Genomic DNA, 15,263 nt, shown 5'->3' with positions numbered 1-15,263 from the left:
GAAGCTGTTCTCGCCCAGGGAGAGCGCGCGGGCCTGTTCCAGCATGCGCAGCCCCTTGTCGAGGGTCAGCGCGGTCCTCACCCCACCGAGCGAGAGACCGAGCTCGACCAGGGTGATGGCCACCGCCGGACGCATGCCGACGACGACGGTCTGCGCGTCCAGCAGGCGGGAGATCGAGGCGATGGTGGAGAGCATCCGGCCCACGAAGGAGTCGACGATCTCCACGGCGGTGATGTCGATGACGACCCCGTGTGCACCCGATTCCACCACCGCGGCGGCGAGATCGTCCTGAAGCAGCATGACGGCCTGGTCATCCAGATCCGTCTGGATGGACACCAGGAGGACCTGGCCGATGCGAAGGACCGGAACCTGCTCGCTCACCGGGCACCGGCCGACGGAGCGGTACGGGAGAAGGTGACGCCGGAGCGGCGCAGCGCGTGTCGCAGGGCATCGGCCAGGGTGGCCTTGGTGACGATGTCACCGAAGTCGATGCCCAGGGCCACGATCGTTTGGGCGATCTGCGGCCGGATGCCCGAGATGGTGCACTCCGCACCCATCAGGCGGGCGGCCACCACCGTCTTCAGCAGGTGCTGGGCCACCTCGGTGTCCACCGCGGGAACGCCGGTGATGTCGATGATGGCCTGTTCGGAACCGGTGTCGATCAGGGCCTGGAGCATCTTCTCCATCACGACCATGGTGCGGGCCGAGTCCAGGGTGCCGACCAGCGGAACGCCGATGACCCCGTCCCACAGCTTCACTACGGGCGTGGACAGCTCCATCAGCTGCTCGGCCTGTGCCGAGATCAGTTCCTCGCGCGTCCGGGTGTAGACCTCGATGGTGAACAGACCCAGGGAGTCGAGGAGGGTGGTGAAGCGCACGTAAGCCTGGACGTCGGCGTCACCGCCGGTCAGGGCCGACTCCAGCACTTCCTTGAGGGCGAAGACGCTGACGGCCGTCTCCGTAGGGCTGAAACCCTGTCGGGCGCGGTTGCGCGACAGCTCGGTGAGCAGGGCACGGACCTCGCCGAAGGCCTCCCCGCGGCCGTCCAGGCTGCCGTCTCCGAGGGCGGCCACCAGGGCGGTGTACAGCTCCTGGAGCTCGCGCTCCACCTCGGCGCGGCTCACTCGTCCGCCCAAAGAGTGGGTCACCTTCTGTGCCCACTCGGAGCCCAGGTCCTCACCTCGGACGGTCAGCAGGCCGATCAGACGATCAGTCACGGTCTCATCAGCCACAGCGCACATCCCTAATAGGGAGACCGAGCGGTCCCCTCCGGAACTGTAGGTCATTGCGCCGATCGGGGGACGCACTCGGCCCCGGCGGTACAGATCACGATGTGCTCACGCCCGGGCCCGCCAGGCCACGGGCCGGGGAAGCCCGAGGAGTCCCCGGCCGGTCGCAGTGAGGGACGGATGGAGGGGGGATGATCATGGAGCGTGCGGGTAGCCGCAGGAGGTGATCACCCTCGGAGTCGAAGAAGAGTATCTGCTGCTGGATTCGGCGACCGCCGAACCGACTCCCATGGTGGAGGAAGTCAGCCGCACGGCCGGCCTCGGGTCCCTCGCGGAGCAAGGCGAAGTGCAGGACGAGCTGCTGCAGGCACAGATCGAGGTGGCGACTCCCATCTGCTGGGCGCTCGAGGAGGTCGGAGGCCACTTGCTCCGGTTGCGCCACGCTTTGGCTTCGGCAGCCGAGTCCAACGGCTGCCGGATCGCGGCGACCGGTGCGGCTCCGGTGCGCGGGATCCTGCCCGTACCCGTCACTCGCAAGGCCCGGTACCTGCGGATGGAGGGTGAGGCACGGCAACTCGTCGACGAACACCTGATCTGCGGGATGCACGTCCACGTGGGGGTGCCTGATCGAGAGACGGGGGTGGCCGTGCTCAACCGGATCCGGGTGTGGCTGCCGACGCTGCTGGCCATGTCGGCGAACTCGCCGCTGTGGGACGGGCGTGACACGGGCTTCGCCAGCTGGCGCACCATCGTCTTCAGCCGCTGGCCCGTCAGCGGTCCCCCGCCGCACTTCGAGGGGCTCGCCGACTATGAGCGCCGTCTGGATGCGTTGGTGACCTCTGGCGTCATAGCCGACAGGGGACAGATCTACTGGCAGGCCAGACTGTCCGATCGCTACCCGACCATCGAAGTGCGCTGCCCGGACGTCCAGTTGACGGCCGAGGACGCCGTGCTGCTCGCCGGTGTCATCCGTGCCCTGGTCACCACGGCGATCGCCGAGGAGAAGGCGGGCCTGCCGCCCGTAACGGCGAGCGGCACGGAGGTTCTGCAGGCTGCGACGTGGCACGCGGCCCGGTACGGACTGAACGGCAGCCTCGTAGGGCCGGACGGCCGACCTGGCAGCAGCGGAGACGTTCTGTGTGCCCTCATGCGCCACATCACACCCGCCCTGGAGGACGCCGGTGACCTTCGGGAGGTGAGCGCGCTGTCGCACCGCCTCCTACGTGAGGGCACGCCTGCCGACCGCCAGCGCCGCGCTCTTGCCGATGGCGGGCTGTCAGCACTGACTGGACTGATAACCGGATCGGTACCGCCCAGTTGAAAACCGGGCACGTCCCGGCGCCCCCATCACGGTGTAGCCAGCGGAGTTTCTGCTCGGCGTCCGGTGGCGGGGAACGTCCAGCGGTCCGGTTCAGGCGTTGCTGAGGTCCTGTCGGCCCGTGCGGAGATCGACCAAGAGGCGCGCGGCGTCGGTCAGCAGGGTTCCCTGGAGGGTCGGGGCTGCTGATCGGGCCTCCGGACGGCTTTGGGAGTCTCTGTGTACCTCGTCGAGCCGGGCCGACGCTTCCTCGATGGTGCGATCAAGACGGCTGTCATCGGTGCGGGGGGTGCGTCCCATCTCGTCCATCGCGTCGGCCGAAGTCCTGAGCACGGCGGCGAGGCCGGTGCGGAAGGCCGGCGGCAGGTCATCGATCTCCCGGCTCTCGACGGCGTGGTCCAGCGTGCGGGTGATGGAACGCAGGTGGTCCAGTGCGCGCTGGGCGATCTTGACCGAGGCGCGGGTCCGGGGCAGGGCGCCAGCGGCGCCCTCGAAGCTGCGCCGGGGGTTGAGGAGGCCGTTCTCCTCCTCCGTCTCGATGCTGCGGTGAAGGTCCTCGCAGTCGCGGGAGAGGCGGCGCCAGTCCTGCCGCCACTGCCGCACCCGGTCGGCGTCGGGAGCCGTCGCTTCGAAGGTGTCGGCCAGGCCTGTCATCCGTTCGCTCAGCTCCGCGTAAAGATCGGTGGCGGCCGTCTGCCGGTGGCGGGCGTGGCGGGCGGGGGCGAGGAGAAGATGGGCGGTGAGTCCGCAGACCGCCCCGATCGCCACCGACGCGGCGAGGTGGCCGATGTAGTCGATCCGGCCCTGCCCGGAGGAGAAGGCGAAGAATCCCACGATGGCGACCTGGGCGCCCTGCCGACCCAGTCGCCGCGCGCGGCCGAGACAGAGGGCCACCAGGGTGAGGAGACCGAAGGTCCAGCCGTGGATGCCTGCGGTGGCCGCCAGCGCGGCGGCGAGTGCGGCGCCGACCGCCATGGCCAGGGCGTACTGGGCGCAGTCACGCAGGGAGCGGTACACGGTCGCCTGCAAGGCCACCATGGCGGTGTACGGCGCGAACGTCGCCACGGCCGGCGGCAGGAAATGCCGGGCGGCCGTCCAGGCCACCATGGCGGCCACGACGGTCTTCGCCCCCAGGAGGAGGGTGTCCCGCTCACTGCCCGGAGTCCCTACGGCACGCCGCACGAAGGCGACGGCCCGCGCGGCCGCCGCCTTCGCTCGTCCCGGAATTCCTCCCGGTGCGCTGAGCCGCATCGGCATGACGCCTCACCTCCCGGGGCCCGTCTGCCCTTACGGCGCCTACAAACGCCAGGGACCTGCTGTGACATGCTCGGGGGAGGAGGCCGGAACCGAACGACAGCTCGCACAGTCCCGCCCCTCGACGGTGCGGCGTCCCTCACCGCAGCCCCCCGGCCGGAGCAGGAGCTGCACACCCGCCCCGACGCCGAGGACGCCCGGTGCGAACCGGCCGACCCACGCCGACAACCCGCCTCCTGGCCCCGCGCCGTACCGGAGGCGGGAGCGGGGGCGGGCGCCGCCCGGATATCGCACGTACCGGGCTCTGGGCTCGTCCGGTGGAGGTGTCCTGCGAGCAGGAGGCCGAAGAGGCCGAAGGCGACTCCGCCGGCACCGCCACACAGATCACGGCCCCGGCCCTTGGTCCTCACTGGCAGGCGTGACGACCAAGGGCCTGGGCAGACGCCACGAATCCGTAGCGCCTGCCCTTCCGGAAGGAACTGAAGAATGCTGACCGACTTTGCACTCTCGCCCCAGGCCAGGGGTCAATGGATACCGGACGGCTGGCACTTGCCGATATTCGCGGTGTCCATTGCCGCGGTGGCGGTGATCATCTGGGTGTCACGACGCCGACAGGGGAAGTGAACGTCTCCGGCGGAAGCGGTGCCGTCTACGCGTCGGGCCGCCCACTACCAGGGGGCGTAGGCGTAGACGGTCTTTCCGCCGTCGGGGATGGGGTCGGTGCGGGTGTGAGTGGCGAGGGTCTTGACGGAGTGCCGGAGACCGCCTTCAGTCGACGGTCAGCGCATGGCCGGCGAGGACTAGGAGTACGGCGTCGGCTCCGGCCAGAGCCAGAATGACTAGGAAGGGCATCCGGCCGCGCGCCAGGACGGGTGGGGCGGCCAGTGCCGCCAGGCACAGGGCCAGTGTCACGCCCAGCAGCAGCCGGCCCGCAAGGGTCACGGGGCCGGGCGGGCCGAGGGCGACCACCGCGCATGAGGCGAAGGCGAGCGTCGCGGCCAGCGCGATGGACGCGCGCCGCCCCAGTCGCTGAGGGAGCCCCAGCACACCGGCCGCGATGTCCTCGTCGATGTCGGGCAGGGCATTGGCGAAGTGTGCGCTCGTTCCCAGGAGGGCCGCTGCGGCGGTGAGCCACATCGGGGGCCGGCCGGCCGGAAGCGAGGCCAGTGTCAGGAACCCGGGAAGCAGTCCGAAGGCGACGGCGTACGGCAGCCAGGAGGCGGGGGTGTGCTTCAGCCACACGTTGTAGGCCCAGGCGGCAGTGACGCAGCCGATGTGGACCCAACCGGCCAGGGCCCCGCAGGCCAGCGACAGCGGGACGCAGGCGAGCAGGGCCGCACAGGCCGCCGCAGTCACCGCTCCGGGCCGTACTTCCCCGGTGGCGAGCGGCTTGTCGCGGCGGCCGGCGGCCGCGTCGCGCCGCATGTCCAGCCGGTCGTTGCACCAGCCGATCGACAGTTGACCCGCGGCGACCGCGGCCACGGCTGTGATTCCGGCGACGGGTCCGAGCCCGACGGCTGCGGCCAGCAGCGCCGCGAGGAGGGTGACGGCGGCGGCGGGCACGGGGTGACTGGCCTTCAGAAGCGCCGCCAAGCCCACGTGGACGGGCCGCCGCGCTTTCGTCGACGCTGCGGGCGCCGTGGGCGCGGTGGCTCCTTCGTCGGTGGTGGCGGGCACCGCACCACGCTAGGGGTCCGGATGGGTCCGGCGCGCCCGTGGCGGCCGTGTTCAGCGTGACCGGGCCCGGCTGTCCCTATGTTGGACCAATGACACGGGTCCTCGCGGTGAGCACGGCGTTCCCGCCGCATCGCTACGCGCAGCAGGAGATCACCGACGTCCTCGCCACCTGTCTGCCGCCCGGGGCGGACAGCGCGCTCCTGCGCCGGCTGCACGGAGCGGCCCAGGTGGAGACGCGACACCTCGCCCTCCCCTTGGACCGGTACCGGGACCTCGGTGGCTTCGGCGACACCAACCGCCTGTTCGTCGAACTCGCCGTCGACCTGGGCGCCGAGGCGGTCGAGCGGGCACTCGACGAGGCGGGGGTGCGCGCCGAGGAGGTGGACCTCGTCGTCTCGACGACCGTGACCGGCATCGCCGCGCCCTCCATCGATGCCCGGCTCGCCGCCCGGGCAGGCCTGAGGCCCGACATCAAGCGGGTACCCATGTTCGGACTCGGCTGCTCCGCCGGTGCGGCGGGGCTGGCCCGGGTCCACGACTTCCTCACCGGCCGTCCGGACGGTACGGCGCTCCTGCTGTCCACCGAACTGTGCTCCCTGACCTTGCAGCCCACCGACACCTCGATGGCGAACCTCGTGGCGGGAAGCCTCTTCGGAGACGGGGTGGCCGCACTCGTAGCGATCGGTGACGACCACCCCCGCGCGCCCGCGCACCCGGGCGGCTCGTCCGCACCGGTGGTCACGGCCACGCGCAGCCGCCTGTACCCGGGGACCGAGCACCTGCTGGGCTGGGACGTCGGCGACTGGGGCTTCCGCATGGTCCTCGGCCGGGAGGTCCCCGAGCTCGTCAAACTGCACGTGGCGGAGGAGATCGAGTCCTTCCTCGCCGCCCACGACCTCAAGCCCCGGGACGTCACCGCCTGGATCTGCCATCCCGGCGGCCCGAAGATCCTGGACGCGCTCGCCGGCGAACTCGGCCTGCCGGACTCCGCCCTGGCCCCCTCCCGCCGCGCACTGGCCGCCACGGGAAACCTGTCCTCCGCCTCGGTGCTGCAGATCCTGCGAGACACCCGCGCCACGGCCCCGCCGCCGGGGTCGACCGGCCTGATGATCGCCTTCGGGCCGGGCTTCTCCTCCGAACTCGTCCTGATGGCCTGGTGACCGCGCCATGACCCCGTACACCGTGCTGATCCTGCTGGTCACCGCCGAACGGCTCGCGGAACTCCTCGTGGCGCGCCGCAACGCCGCTTGGAGCCGGGCCCGGGGCGGCCTCGAGCACGGAGCCGGGCACTACCCGGCGATGGTCGCCCTGCACACAGCCCTGCTGCTCGGCTGCCTCGTCGAGCCCTGGGCGGCCGACCGGCCCTTCCTGCCCCTGCTCGGCTGGCCCGCGCTGGTCCTCGTACTGGCCTCTCAGGGGCTGCGATGGTGGTGCATCAGCGCGCTCGGCCCGCGCTGGAACACCCGCGTGCTGATCGTCCCCGGACTTCCGCTGATCACCGGCGGCCCCTATCGGTACCTGCGTCACCCCAACTACGTGGCGGTCGCCGTCGAGGGAGCGGCTCTTCCCCTGGTGCACACCGCCTGGCTGACGGCCCTGGGCTTCACGCTCCTGAACGCCGCCCTGCTGACCGTGCGCATTCGCTGCGAGGACGGCGCACTGGCTCCCGCACGCCCGCTTCCCGTCCCGAGCGCGGCCCCGTGATCGACCTCCTCGTCGTGGGCGGCGGGCCCGCGGGCCTGGCCACCGCGATCCACGGAGCGCTCGCGGGGCTCGACGTCGTCATTGCCGAACCGCGCCCCTCGCCCGTCGACAAAGTCTGCGGAGAGGGCCTGATGCCGGGCGCGGTGCGCGCTCTGGACGCACTCGGCGTCCATGTGCCGGGCCGGCCCCTGCGCGGCATCCGCTACGTGGACGCCGCCGGCGAACGGCGCGCCGAGGCGGCGTTCCGGTCGGGCCACGGCCTCGGCGCGCGCCGCACCCTGCTCCACCAGGCACTCACCGACCGCGCCGTCCAGCTCGGCATCCCGATCCTTCCCCTCCGCATCGGCCGGGTGAGCCAGGACGACGCGTACGTCACGGCGGACGGGATGACCGCCCGCTATCTCGTGGCGGCGGACGGACTGCACTCACCGACCCGAAGGGCGCTCGGCCTGGCCGAGCGGCCGTCCGGGGGCCGGCAGCCACCGCGATACGGCCTGCGGCGCCACTACCGTGCGGAGCCGTGGAGCGACCTGGTGGAGGTGCACTGGTCCGCGCACTGCGAGGCGTACGTCACTCCACTGGGACCGCGCCAGGTCGGTGTGGCCGTTCTGACCTCCGAACAGCTCCCGTACGACATCCAGCTGGCCCGGTTCCCGCTGCTGGTGTCCCGGCTCGGCGCGGCGGACCGGACGCCGGTCCGGGGGGCGGGTCCACTCCGCCAGCGGGCCCGTTGCCGGGTGGCGGGCCGGGTTCTGTTCGTGGGCGACGCCGCCGGGTACGTCGACGCGCTGACGGGCGAGGGACTCGCCCTGGCCCTGACGGCCGCCGCCGAACTGGTGCGCTGCCTACGCGAAGGCCGACCGCAGGCCTATGAATCCGCGTGGCGCCGGCTCTCCCGCAACTACCGGCTCCTGACGCAGTCCCTGCTGTGGGCCCGCAACCAGCCCCGGCTGGCACCTCTGATCACTCCCGCGGCGGCCCGGTTCCCCGGACTGTTCCAGCACGCCGTGAACCTGCTGGCGTGACGGGCGCGGGGAGCGCGCTCTATGCGGCCCGGTAGGTGGGAGCCGGGACCGTGTGGGTGCACCGGGCGGTAGGGGTGGCGGCGGGGATGCGCATGCGGCGCAGGACGCCGCGGGTGGTGCGTCGTGTGACGGTGCTGTGCCAGGTGGTGTCCGGGTGGCGGGAGCGGAGGTGGGACAGGGCGCGGGTGTCGAGCCCGGTGGAGTGGAAGGGCTCCTCGATGTCGATGCCGGTGATCAGGCCCTCACCGCAGTCGGCGCAGGTCTGGTAGTGGATCTGCCCGACGACTTTGCGGATGTGGACCAGGAGCAGGCACTCCTGCTGGGGCCCGTTCCCGGCGCCGTCGGCGATTCCCGGGACCTGGGAGGACCGGAACTCGATGTCGCGGTAGGCGAGGATCCGCAGTCGCAGCCTTCTGGCGAATCCGCCGCGCGCTCCGTGGTTCGCCGCGTGCGCGGGGGTGGCGGTGTCCGTGGCGCGGCTGGTGAGTGCGGGACGTGCATGGAGTCCAGACATGCCTTCCCGTCTGCCCGGACACAGGGCCCTGACACCCACCGCCGCTTCGGTCGGCCACGCCGGATCACCCGGCAGTGAGCTCCGCCATGTCGCCCCGGCGACTATGCGGCGTCGGACTGGAGCAGTCGCAGGACCGCGCGCTCGACGGCACCGTGGGTGGCAGGCCGGCCGAAGCTGCCGTCCTTGCCCAGTGTGCCGAGGGAGTCCGCGATGGTCCGACCGTCCTCGTAGAGCTCGACGAGCCGGGGATGGATGTAGGAGGCCCGGCACACGGCGGGTGTGTTGCCGAGGTAGTCGCTGACCTCGCGCACCGCGCGGGCCACGACCCTGCCGCGCCGGGCGCTGGACTCGTCGGCGGTGCTCTCGGAGACGGCCAGGGCGACCGCCGCCAGCACGGTGGCGTACCAGGTCCGGAAGTCCTTCGCCGTCACGTCCTTCCCGGAACAGTCCCGAAGGTAGGTGTTGAGATCCTTGGCGTGGACGTCGTGCCAGGTTCCGTGCTCCCAGTAGGCGAAGAGCCTCGGGCTCTCGCCCTTGCGCCGCAAAAGGGCGGAGACCACCGCGTGGGCCCGCTCGTCCACCATCGCGCGGGTGACCTCCTTGCCCGACTTCGCGGGGAAGTGAAGCCGGATCTCACCCTTTCTGCAGACGGCGTGCTCCCGCAGAAGCGTGGTGAGCCCGAAGCTGCCGTTGTCACGGGCGTAGCGCTCCCCGCCTATGCGGAGGAATCCCAGGTCGAGGAGGCGGGTCATGCAGGCGAGCACGCGGACACGGGTCAGGCCGCGGCCGGCCAGGTCCCGCGCGACCTGCTTGCGCAGGCGTGGCAGCGCGCCGGCGACGTCCTGGACGTGCTCGTGCTTCGCGGCGTCCTGCTGTTCCCGGAACGTGGGGTGGTACACGTACTGGCGTCGCCCGGCGTCATCCGTGCCCACGGCCTGGATGTGTCCGTTCGGCCACCGGCAGATCCACACGTCCTGCCACGCCGGCGGGATCACGAGAGCGCGGACGCGCTCCCGGTCAGCCGCGGACAGGGGATTCCCGGCAGCGTCCAGATAGCGGAAACCGCGGCCGTGCCGCACACGCCGCCACCCCGGTGCGTGGGGATCACTCGTCCGCAGGCGCACGGCAGCCGACTTCCCCGCCGTGGCCATAGGCGCAGGCGCAGGTGTGACTCCGAGGCGCCATTTCGCGCCGTTTAGGGGCTTTTGTCTGGTTCATGTACGACTTATACCCCAGGGCTGGTGCCCCACCCCGTTCGCCCGGGGCATGGACCAGTCACGCAGAGTGGTCTCGCCCGGCCGGGTGTCGTTCTCCTGGTCCCTCCGGGGCCGCACGGTCGAGCCGGGTGGTGACGGGGGTGGCTGCGACACCGTGCAGGAGGACCGACAAGAGCACGGTGAAGGTCACCACCGCCCACAGCTCCCGGGCGGGGGCGGCGAAGTCGGCTTCACCCAAGGCGTAGGCGAGGTAGAAGAACGAACCAATGCCCCGTATGCCGAAGAACGCGATGGCGATGCGCTCCTTGCCGACGGCCCTGCCCCGCATCTGGACGGCCCAGCCGACGGCGGGGCGGATCAGCAGGAAGAGCACGAGCCCGAGAACGGCTCCGCGCCAGGTCAGTGCGGCGAGGCCACCGTCGGCGATGAAACCGCCCAAGAGGAAGAGGATGACGGCGGTGAGCAGCCTCTCGATCTGATCGGTGAAGGCGTGCATGACGCGGTGGTACCGGTGGGAGCGCTCGGAGTTGCGGATCGTGCAGGCGGCGACGAAGACGGCGAGGAAGCCGTAGCCGTGGAGCAGCTCAGTCACCCCGTACGCGGTGAAGGTGGCGGCCAGTGCGACGAAGCCCTCGCGGTGTTCGGAGAGCCGGACCGCCTTCCAGGAGGCCTGGAAGAACATCCAGCCGAGGAGCCGACCGACACCGAGCCCGACCGCCAGCCCTACCGCGCTGCGCACCAGGATGTCGCTCCACACCCAGTGCCAGAGCCCCTCCGTGGACCAGCCCGTCGCCGAAGCCGTGGTCAGGGCGATGGCGGCCAGGACGAAGGGGAAGGCCAGGCCGTCGTTGAGGCCGGCCTCGCTGGTCAGCGCGAAGCGGACCTCGTCCTCGTCGTCTTCATCGTCGGTCGGTTCTCCCACGCGTACTTCCGCGGCCAGGACCGGATCCGTGGGGGCGAGCGCGGCGGCCACCAGCAGGGCCACGGCCGGCGGCCACCCCACCAGCCACCCCGCCACGGCCGCGGTGAGCAGGATCGTCAGCGGCATGGCCAGGCCCAGCAGCCGCCACGTCGTCGACCAGGCACGCCGCCCCGGAGGCCGGTTGATGGCCAGACCCGCGCCCATCAGCGCGACCACGACACAGACCTCCGTCAGGTGCTCCACCACGCCCCGGTGCCGGACGGGGTCGAGCGTCGGCAGTGCGTCGAGCGGCAGCAGGAACACCAGGAACCCCGCTGTAAGGAACACCATGGGCAGGGACAGGGGCCGCTTCGCGAGGGCGGTCGGAAGCACCGCCGCACACAGCGCCCCCAGCCCCGCGCAGGCATACACCACGTCGATCCCGGTCAAACCCAGCAAGCCCGATCACCATTCCCATGCGAAACCCTCGTGAGGACCGCCTACCCGATCTTGGGACTTGCAGCCTCCGTACGCCCTGCCCCTTGAGCGCGCGATGACCGCCGGGACGCCGCGGAGGCGTACCGGGGTTTCCAGTGGCCACGGATGCGTGGGACCTGCACTCCGTGCGAGCGGCGGCCGCGCTGCCCGGCAGGCAGCCGAACGACGAAAGGGCGGAGCCCCCGGGGGGCTCCGCCCTGTGCGGCGAGCGTGTGCGAACGGGCGGGCCGCCGCCGGCGTCACGCCACCGGCAGGCCGGCCTGCTGGGCTCTACGCGGCTGCGGCGACCGGGGCCGAAGCGTCCGCGAGCGCGGCGACGGCCAGGGAGCGGGTGGACTGGACGTCCAGGCCGTCGGCGCTCGTCTGGGCCCCCAGCGTCCGGCGCGTTTCGGAGGTCGTCGCGACGACGGCCAGCGGTGCGCCTGCGGAGCGGCACATGCGGTGGGTCCGTACGACCGTACTCACCGCGGCCGTGCTCAGCGGCGCGTCCGAGAGGTCCAACAGGACTTTGTGGGCTCCCACCCCATTCGCCCCGCCCCCCCAGGGTTTCCCTGCCACGACGATCAGTTGTTCGTTCCGTGCCCTTGGCCGTGGGGGCCGTGCCAGTCGAGGCACAGGACGGTCGCGTCGTCCTTCGGCGGCCCTCCGTCGTAGGCGTCGCTGACCGCGCCGACCAGAGTGCGTACGACCTCGCGTGGATGCTCGGCCATGGTCTTGCGCAGGAGGGCCGGGAGGTCGACGGCTTCAGCGTCGCGTTCCTGCATGCCGTCGGTGTGGAGCAGGAGCCGGTCGCCGGGGCGCAGGTCGAGGTCCTGGACTGTGTGGGGGCGGGTGAGGGAGGCGCAGCCGAAGGGGAGGTTCACGGCCAGGCGCAGCTCGGTGACCGCTCCTTCGCGAAGGAGGAGGGGCCAGGGGTGGCCGGCGTTGACGAGCTGGGTGCTGCTTCCGTCGAGTGCGATGCGCAGGAGCTGGCCCGTTGCCATGGTCTGCCGGCCGTGGTCAAGGAGGGCTTGGTGGACCTGGCGGGCCTGCTCGGCCAGGTCTTCGCCGGCGCGGCGGGCGCCGCGGGAGGCGCTGACCAGCAGTGTGGCCATGAGGGCGGCATCCACGTCGTGGCCCATGGCGTCGGTGATCGACAGGTGCAGGGTGTGGGCGTCGAGGCTGTAGTCGTACGTGTCCCCGGCGATGGAGGACGCGGGAACCAGAGCCCCGGCGAGCGTGAACTGCGGCGCCTCGCAGGAAGCGGCGGTCGGCAGGAGCTGGCGCTGGATCTCCGCGGCCAGGCTGACGGTGGTGGTGCGGTTGCCCCAGTGGTAGAGATCGGTGAACCGCCGGTCGGTGACCAGGATGTACGCCAGCGCGTGCGCGGCCCCCTCCACCTGCACGAGTACCTCCGGCGTGACCTCGGGCAGGAACAGTTCCAGGACGCCGACGGTGTCACCGCGGTTCGTCACCGGCGCGAGAACCCGCTGTCCCTGCCCGCCGTTCGCCGCGAGCACCACCTTCTGGGAGCACAGGACCTCGTCGTACACGGTGCTGCCGGACAGCGGGACCTGGCGGGCGCGGTTTTCGTGCTGCGCGCCCGCCGTGTCGTGGACCCGCAGCAGACGGCGGCCCACGACGTCGACGAACAGGAACGATACGGAGCGCGCGTCGAACCGGTCGCGCAGGTTGCGGGCCACGACATCGAGGGAATCCACGGGCGCGGCCGCCTCCGCGGCCTCCAGAACCGAGGCCAGTGCCAGTCGGTCGCGCTCCACATCAGCCTCCATCGATCACGGACGACCCATCCGCCGACGCAGCGGAATCCACACTGTCCAGATAGTCGAAACTGGACATATCTCTTCCACGTATTCTCTCCCGCGCAGCGCTTCGGATGCACGGACGAGCATCTCCGGGTACGAACCCGGGCGCCGGCTCGGGCCGGAGGGTGCGCCCGGTACTCAGCCGTGTCCCCGAAGAGGGGGCAGGCGCGCGGCCACCAAACCGGGAGCTCGGGATTCGAACGTTTGAAAACCTCGGCGCGGTGCAGACGGGTGCTAACAACAGCTTTATTCATCGAGGTAGGAGAAGCGCATGGGCATCATTGCTTGGATCCTGATAGGACTGCTCGCGGGCTTCATCGCGAAGGCGCTGATGCCGGGCAAGGACCCGGGCGGCGTCATCATCACCATGCTCATCGGTGTCGCGGGCGGACTGCTCGGCGGCTGGCTCGGCAAGGTGATCTTCGGTGTCGACTCGATCGACGGGTTCTTCGACCTCTCGACCTGGATCGCCGCCATCATCGGCTCGGTCATCCTCCTCGCCGTCTACCGACTGGTCACCGGAAACAAGCGTCACCACAGCCACGCTTGAGCGACCCAGTCGCATTCCTACGGAGAAGGCTCCCCCTCACCTGAGGGGGAGCCTTCTTTCGGCCTGACGGCACACCCACCGGCTCTCCGGAGACGAGAGGGGCACGCGAAGCCAAATAGGCCGCTGCCCCGCCCCCCTTGCGATACTGACGCGATGACGGATACCGAACAACCGGCGGATCGGCGTTTGGAACGGGTCATCCTGGAACTGTTGGAGCGCCGCGGCCCGACCGCTTCGATTTGTCCCTCGGACGCTGCGCGAGCGGTCTATGAAGGGAAGGATGAGGGCTGGCGCGCGCTCATGGAACCGGTCCGCCGCGCGGCCCGTCGGCTGGCCGCGACTGGCGAGGTGGAGATTACCCAAGCGGGCCAACCAGTCGATCCGGCACGCGCCCGCGGCCCGATCCGTATCCGCCGCCCTCGCTGATCTCCGCCGGCTGAATCCATCAGTGTTGCCCTTGGTTGCGGCTCAGAAATTCAGTCGCACTCGGAGACGGCCGAGGCGGTCGCGGTAGAGAACAAGCGTGCCCACTGCGAGGCCGGGCAGTCCCAGGGGGAATGAGAACGCCACCGGTACGCCGAAGGCGACGGTTTGCTGGGCGACGGGCCGACGCCGCGCATCGGTGCCACCGGCGAGGTCCGCCGCCAGGACGCTCCGCCCTGCGAAATAGAGCAGCCATAGCAAGGGCAGCAGGCAAGACCAGGGCGAAATTACCGGAAAACGTTATCTCCAGGCGGCATGTCAGTTCAAGCTGGCTAAGACCCGGGAGAATCCGGGCATGGTGAACGAGTAGGTCTGGAGTGGAATACGCGCCATCCTTTAAATGGCCTTCCGTGCATTCGGCTAAGAGGTTGTCTCACGTGGACAGGTCTCTAAGCTCCTTGCAGCAGGTCGGGGCGGTGACCGTAGCTAACCACGGCTCCGCCAGTCGTTGTGGACCGTGTACGGGATCTTGAGCAGCCCATGGCAGGCTCGTGCCGCATGATCGATGATTTCGCGAAAGGCAACCTGCACAAGAGACTGCGGCGGGACCGTGAGGCGCTGCTCTGGAAGCTCGACGGCTTGTCCGAATACGACGCGCGCCGGCCTCTGACGGCGACCGGGACCAACCTCCTCGGCCTGGTCAAACACGTGGCCACGGTCGAGGCCAGGTACTTCGGTGAGGTCTTCGACCGTCCTTGTCCGGAGCCGCTGTGCCGGTGGCAGGACTCCGACGACAGCGATCAATGGGCGGCCGAGAACGAGACGCGTGGTCAGATCGTCGAGTTCTACCGGCGCACGTGGGAACACTCGGACGCGACAATCAACGAGCTTCCCCTCGACGCCCCCGGCCACGTGCCTTGGTGGCCGGAGCCTCATGCCGCCACGAACCTGTTCGCCATCATGGTCCATGTCCTCGGCGAGACCATCCGGCATGCCGGGCACGCCGACATCCTGCGCGAGGGCGTAGACGGCCGGACCGGAATGCGCGCCGAACACGAGCAGTCGATCGACGAGGAAGCCCGCGCAGCCTACTTCGCGAAGATCGAGCAAGCCGCCAGGATGGCCACACCAACCACCGCGTAGGGACT

The 15,263-nt window shown here is 70.7% G+C and carries 15 protein-coding genes and 1 pseudogene; 7 read left to right on the top strand and 9 right to left on the bottom strand.

Annotated elements, in window-relative coordinates; all coding sequences use genetic code 11:
• Nucleotides 1–30 precede the first annotated feature (30 nt).
• Together ACFYYB_RS27915 and ACFYYB_RS27910 are read right to left on the bottom strand one after the other, a co-directional pair.
• Nucleotides 31–381: pseudogene (locus ACFYYB_RS27915) on the bottom strand (STAS domain-containing protein); the annotation flags it as partial.
• Entirely contained in the window at nt 378–1,232 is an 855-nt protein-coding gene (locus ACFYYB_RS27910; protein ID WP_389438404.1) for an STAS domain-containing protein, read from the bottom strand. The gene ACFYYB_RS27910 and the pseudogene ACFYYB_RS27915, both read right to left, overlap by 4 nt.
• Nucleotides 1,233–1,452: 220 nt before the next feature.
• Between ACFYYB_RS27910 and ACFYYB_RS27905 the strand changes: the two genes are divergently transcribed.
• Complete coding sequence (locus ACFYYB_RS27905) at nt 1,453–2,550, top strand: glutamate--cysteine ligase (RefSeq protein ID WP_389438402.1); 1,098 nt, start codon at nt 1,453–1,455, stop codon at nt 2,548–2,550.
• A gap of 90 nt (nt 2,551–2,640) precedes the next feature.
• Here the strand turns inward: ACFYYB_RS27905 and ACFYYB_RS27900 are convergent, their stop codons facing one another.
• Both ACFYYB_RS27900 and ACFYYB_RS27895 read right to left on the bottom strand, forming a co-directional pair.
• Nucleotides 2,641–3,804: an aromatic acid exporter family protein gene (locus ACFYYB_RS27900; protein ID WP_389438401.1), complete on the bottom strand. Its 1,164-nt coding sequence runs from the start codon at nt 3,802–3,804 to the stop codon at nt 2,641–2,643.
• 765 nt (nt 3,805–4,569) lie between these two features.
• The gene (locus ACFYYB_RS27895; protein WP_389438400.1) at nt 4,570–5,478 is read right to left on the bottom strand and encodes a UbiA family prenyltransferase; all 909 of its coding nucleotides are present in this window, start codon (nt 5,476–5,478) and stop codon (nt 4,570–4,572) included.
• Between the two features lie 89 nt (nt 5,479–5,567).
• On the opposite strand from ACFYYB_RS27895, the gene ACFYYB_RS27890 reads away from it, so the two are divergent.
• Genes ACFYYB_RS27890 through ACFYYB_RS27880 form a run of 3 tightly spaced genes read left to right on the top strand, consistent with a single transcriptional unit; the run spans nt 5,568 to nt 8,207 of the window.
• Entirely contained in the window at nt 5,568–6,638 is a 1,071-nt protein-coding gene (locus tag ACFYYB_RS27890; protein ID WP_389438398.1) for a type III polyketide synthase, read from the top strand.
• 7 nt (nt 6,639–6,645) lie between these two features.
• Nucleotides 6,646–7,182 (top strand): isoprenylcysteine carboxyl methyltransferase family protein, encoded by a 537-nt coding sequence (locus ACFYYB_RS27885; RefSeq protein WP_389438397.1) that lies wholly within the window; start codon nt 6,646–6,648, stop codon nt 7,180–7,182.
• Nucleotides 7,179–8,207, top strand: coding sequence for an NAD(P)/FAD-dependent oxidoreductase (locus tag ACFYYB_RS27880; protein WP_389438396.1), 1,029 nt, complete (start codon nt 7,179–7,181; stop codon nt 8,205–8,207). The genes ACFYYB_RS27885 and ACFYYB_RS27880 overlap by 4 nt, the downstream gene beginning before the upstream one ends.
• 19 nt (nt 8,208–8,226) lie before the next feature.
• Here ACFYYB_RS27880 and ACFYYB_RS27875 read toward each other — a convergent pair whose 3' ends face one another.
• The 5 genes from ACFYYB_RS27875 to ACFYYB_RS27855 form a co-directional block, all read right to left on the bottom strand.
• Nucleotides 8,227–8,721 carry a hypothetical protein gene (locus ACFYYB_RS27875; RefSeq protein WP_389438395.1) on the bottom strand — a complete coding sequence of 165 codons (495 nt, stop codon included), beginning with the start codon at nt 8,719–8,721 and terminating at the stop codon, nt 8,227–8,229.
• A 101-nt stretch (nt 8,722–8,822) separates the two neighbouring features.
• Nucleotides 8,823–9,845: a DNA topoisomerase IB gene (locus ACFYYB_RS27870; RefSeq protein ID WP_389438394.1), complete on the bottom strand. Its 1,023-nt coding sequence runs from the start codon at nt 9,843–9,845 to the stop codon at nt 8,823–8,825.
• 151 nt (nt 9,846–9,996) lie between these two features.
• Nucleotides 9,997–11,289 carry a cation:proton antiporter gene (locus tag ACFYYB_RS27865; RefSeq protein ID WP_389438470.1) on the bottom strand — a complete coding sequence of 431 codons (1,293 nt, stop codon included), beginning with the start codon at nt 11,287–11,289 and terminating at the stop codon, nt 9,997–9,999.
• A gap of 318 nt (nt 11,290–11,607) precedes the next feature.
• Nucleotides 11,608–11,838: a hypothetical protein gene (locus ACFYYB_RS27860; RefSeq protein ID WP_389438393.1), complete on the bottom strand. Its 231-nt coding sequence runs from the start codon at nt 11,836–11,838 to the stop codon at nt 11,608–11,610.
• A gap of 62 nt (nt 11,839–11,900) precedes the next feature.
• Complete coding sequence (locus tag ACFYYB_RS27855) at nt 11,901–13,097, bottom strand: PP2C family protein-serine/threonine phosphatase (protein ID WP_389438391.1); 1,197 nt, start codon at nt 13,095–13,097, stop codon at nt 11,901–11,903.
• A 316-nt stretch (nt 13,098–13,413) separates the two neighbouring features.
• On the opposite strand from ACFYYB_RS27855, the gene ACFYYB_RS27850 reads away from it, so the two are divergent.
• From ACFYYB_RS27850 to ACFYYB_RS27840, 3 genes are all read left to right on the top strand, one after another.
• Nucleotides 13,414–13,692, top strand: coding sequence for a GlsB/YeaQ/YmgE family stress response membrane protein (locus tag ACFYYB_RS27850; RefSeq protein WP_389438389.1), 279 nt, complete (start codon nt 13,414–13,416; stop codon nt 13,690–13,692).
• A gap of 153 nt (nt 13,693–13,845) precedes the next feature.
• Complete coding sequence (locus ACFYYB_RS27845) at nt 13,846–14,118, top strand: DUF3253 domain-containing protein (protein WP_389438388.1); 273 nt, start codon at nt 13,846–13,848, stop codon at nt 14,116–14,118.
• A 555-nt stretch (nt 14,119–14,673) separates the two neighbouring features.
• A complete protein-coding gene (locus ACFYYB_RS27840; protein ID WP_389438387.1) occupies nt 14,674–15,258 on the top strand; it encodes a DinB family protein in 585 nt (194 codons plus the stop codon).
• Nucleotides 15,259–15,263: the final 5 nt, after the last annotated feature.

The organism is Streptomyces sp. NPDC002886, assembly GCF_042888445.1.
GTDB lineage: Bacteria > Actinomycetota > Actinomycetes > Streptomycetales > Streptomycetaceae > Streptomyces.
This window is presented reverse-complemented; position numbering and strand designations above follow the sequence as displayed.

Bases quoted from the DNA above. Each gene is read 5' to 3' on its own strand.
- ACFYYB_RS27900 (WP_389438401.1), bottom strand. From the start codon at position 3,804: ATGCCGATGCGGCTCAGCGCACCGGGAGGAATTCCGGGACGAGCGAAG.
- ACFYYB_RS27890 (WP_389438398.1), top strand. From the start codon at position 5,568: ATGACACGGGTCCTCGCGGTGAGCACGGCGTTCCCGCCGCATCGCTAC.
- ACFYYB_RS27885 (WP_389438397.1), top strand. From the start codon at position 6,646: ATGACCCCGTACACCGTGCTGATCCTGCTGGTCACCGCCGAACGGCTC.
- ACFYYB_RS27875 (WP_389438395.1), bottom strand. From the start codon at position 8,721: ATGTCTGGACTCCATGCACGTCCCGCACTCACCAGCCGCGCCACGGAC.
- ACFYYB_RS27850 (WP_389438389.1), top strand. From the start codon at position 13,414: ATGGGCATCATTGCTTGGATCCTGATAGGACTGCTCGCGGGCTTCATC.
- ACFYYB_RS27845 (WP_389438388.1), top strand. From the start codon at position 13,846: ATGACGGATACCGAACAACCGGCGGATCGGCGTTTGGAACGGGTCATC.
- ACFYYB_RS27840 (WP_389438387.1), top strand. From the start codon at position 14,674: ATGATCGATGATTTCGCGAAAGGCAACCTGCACAAGAGACTGCGGCGG.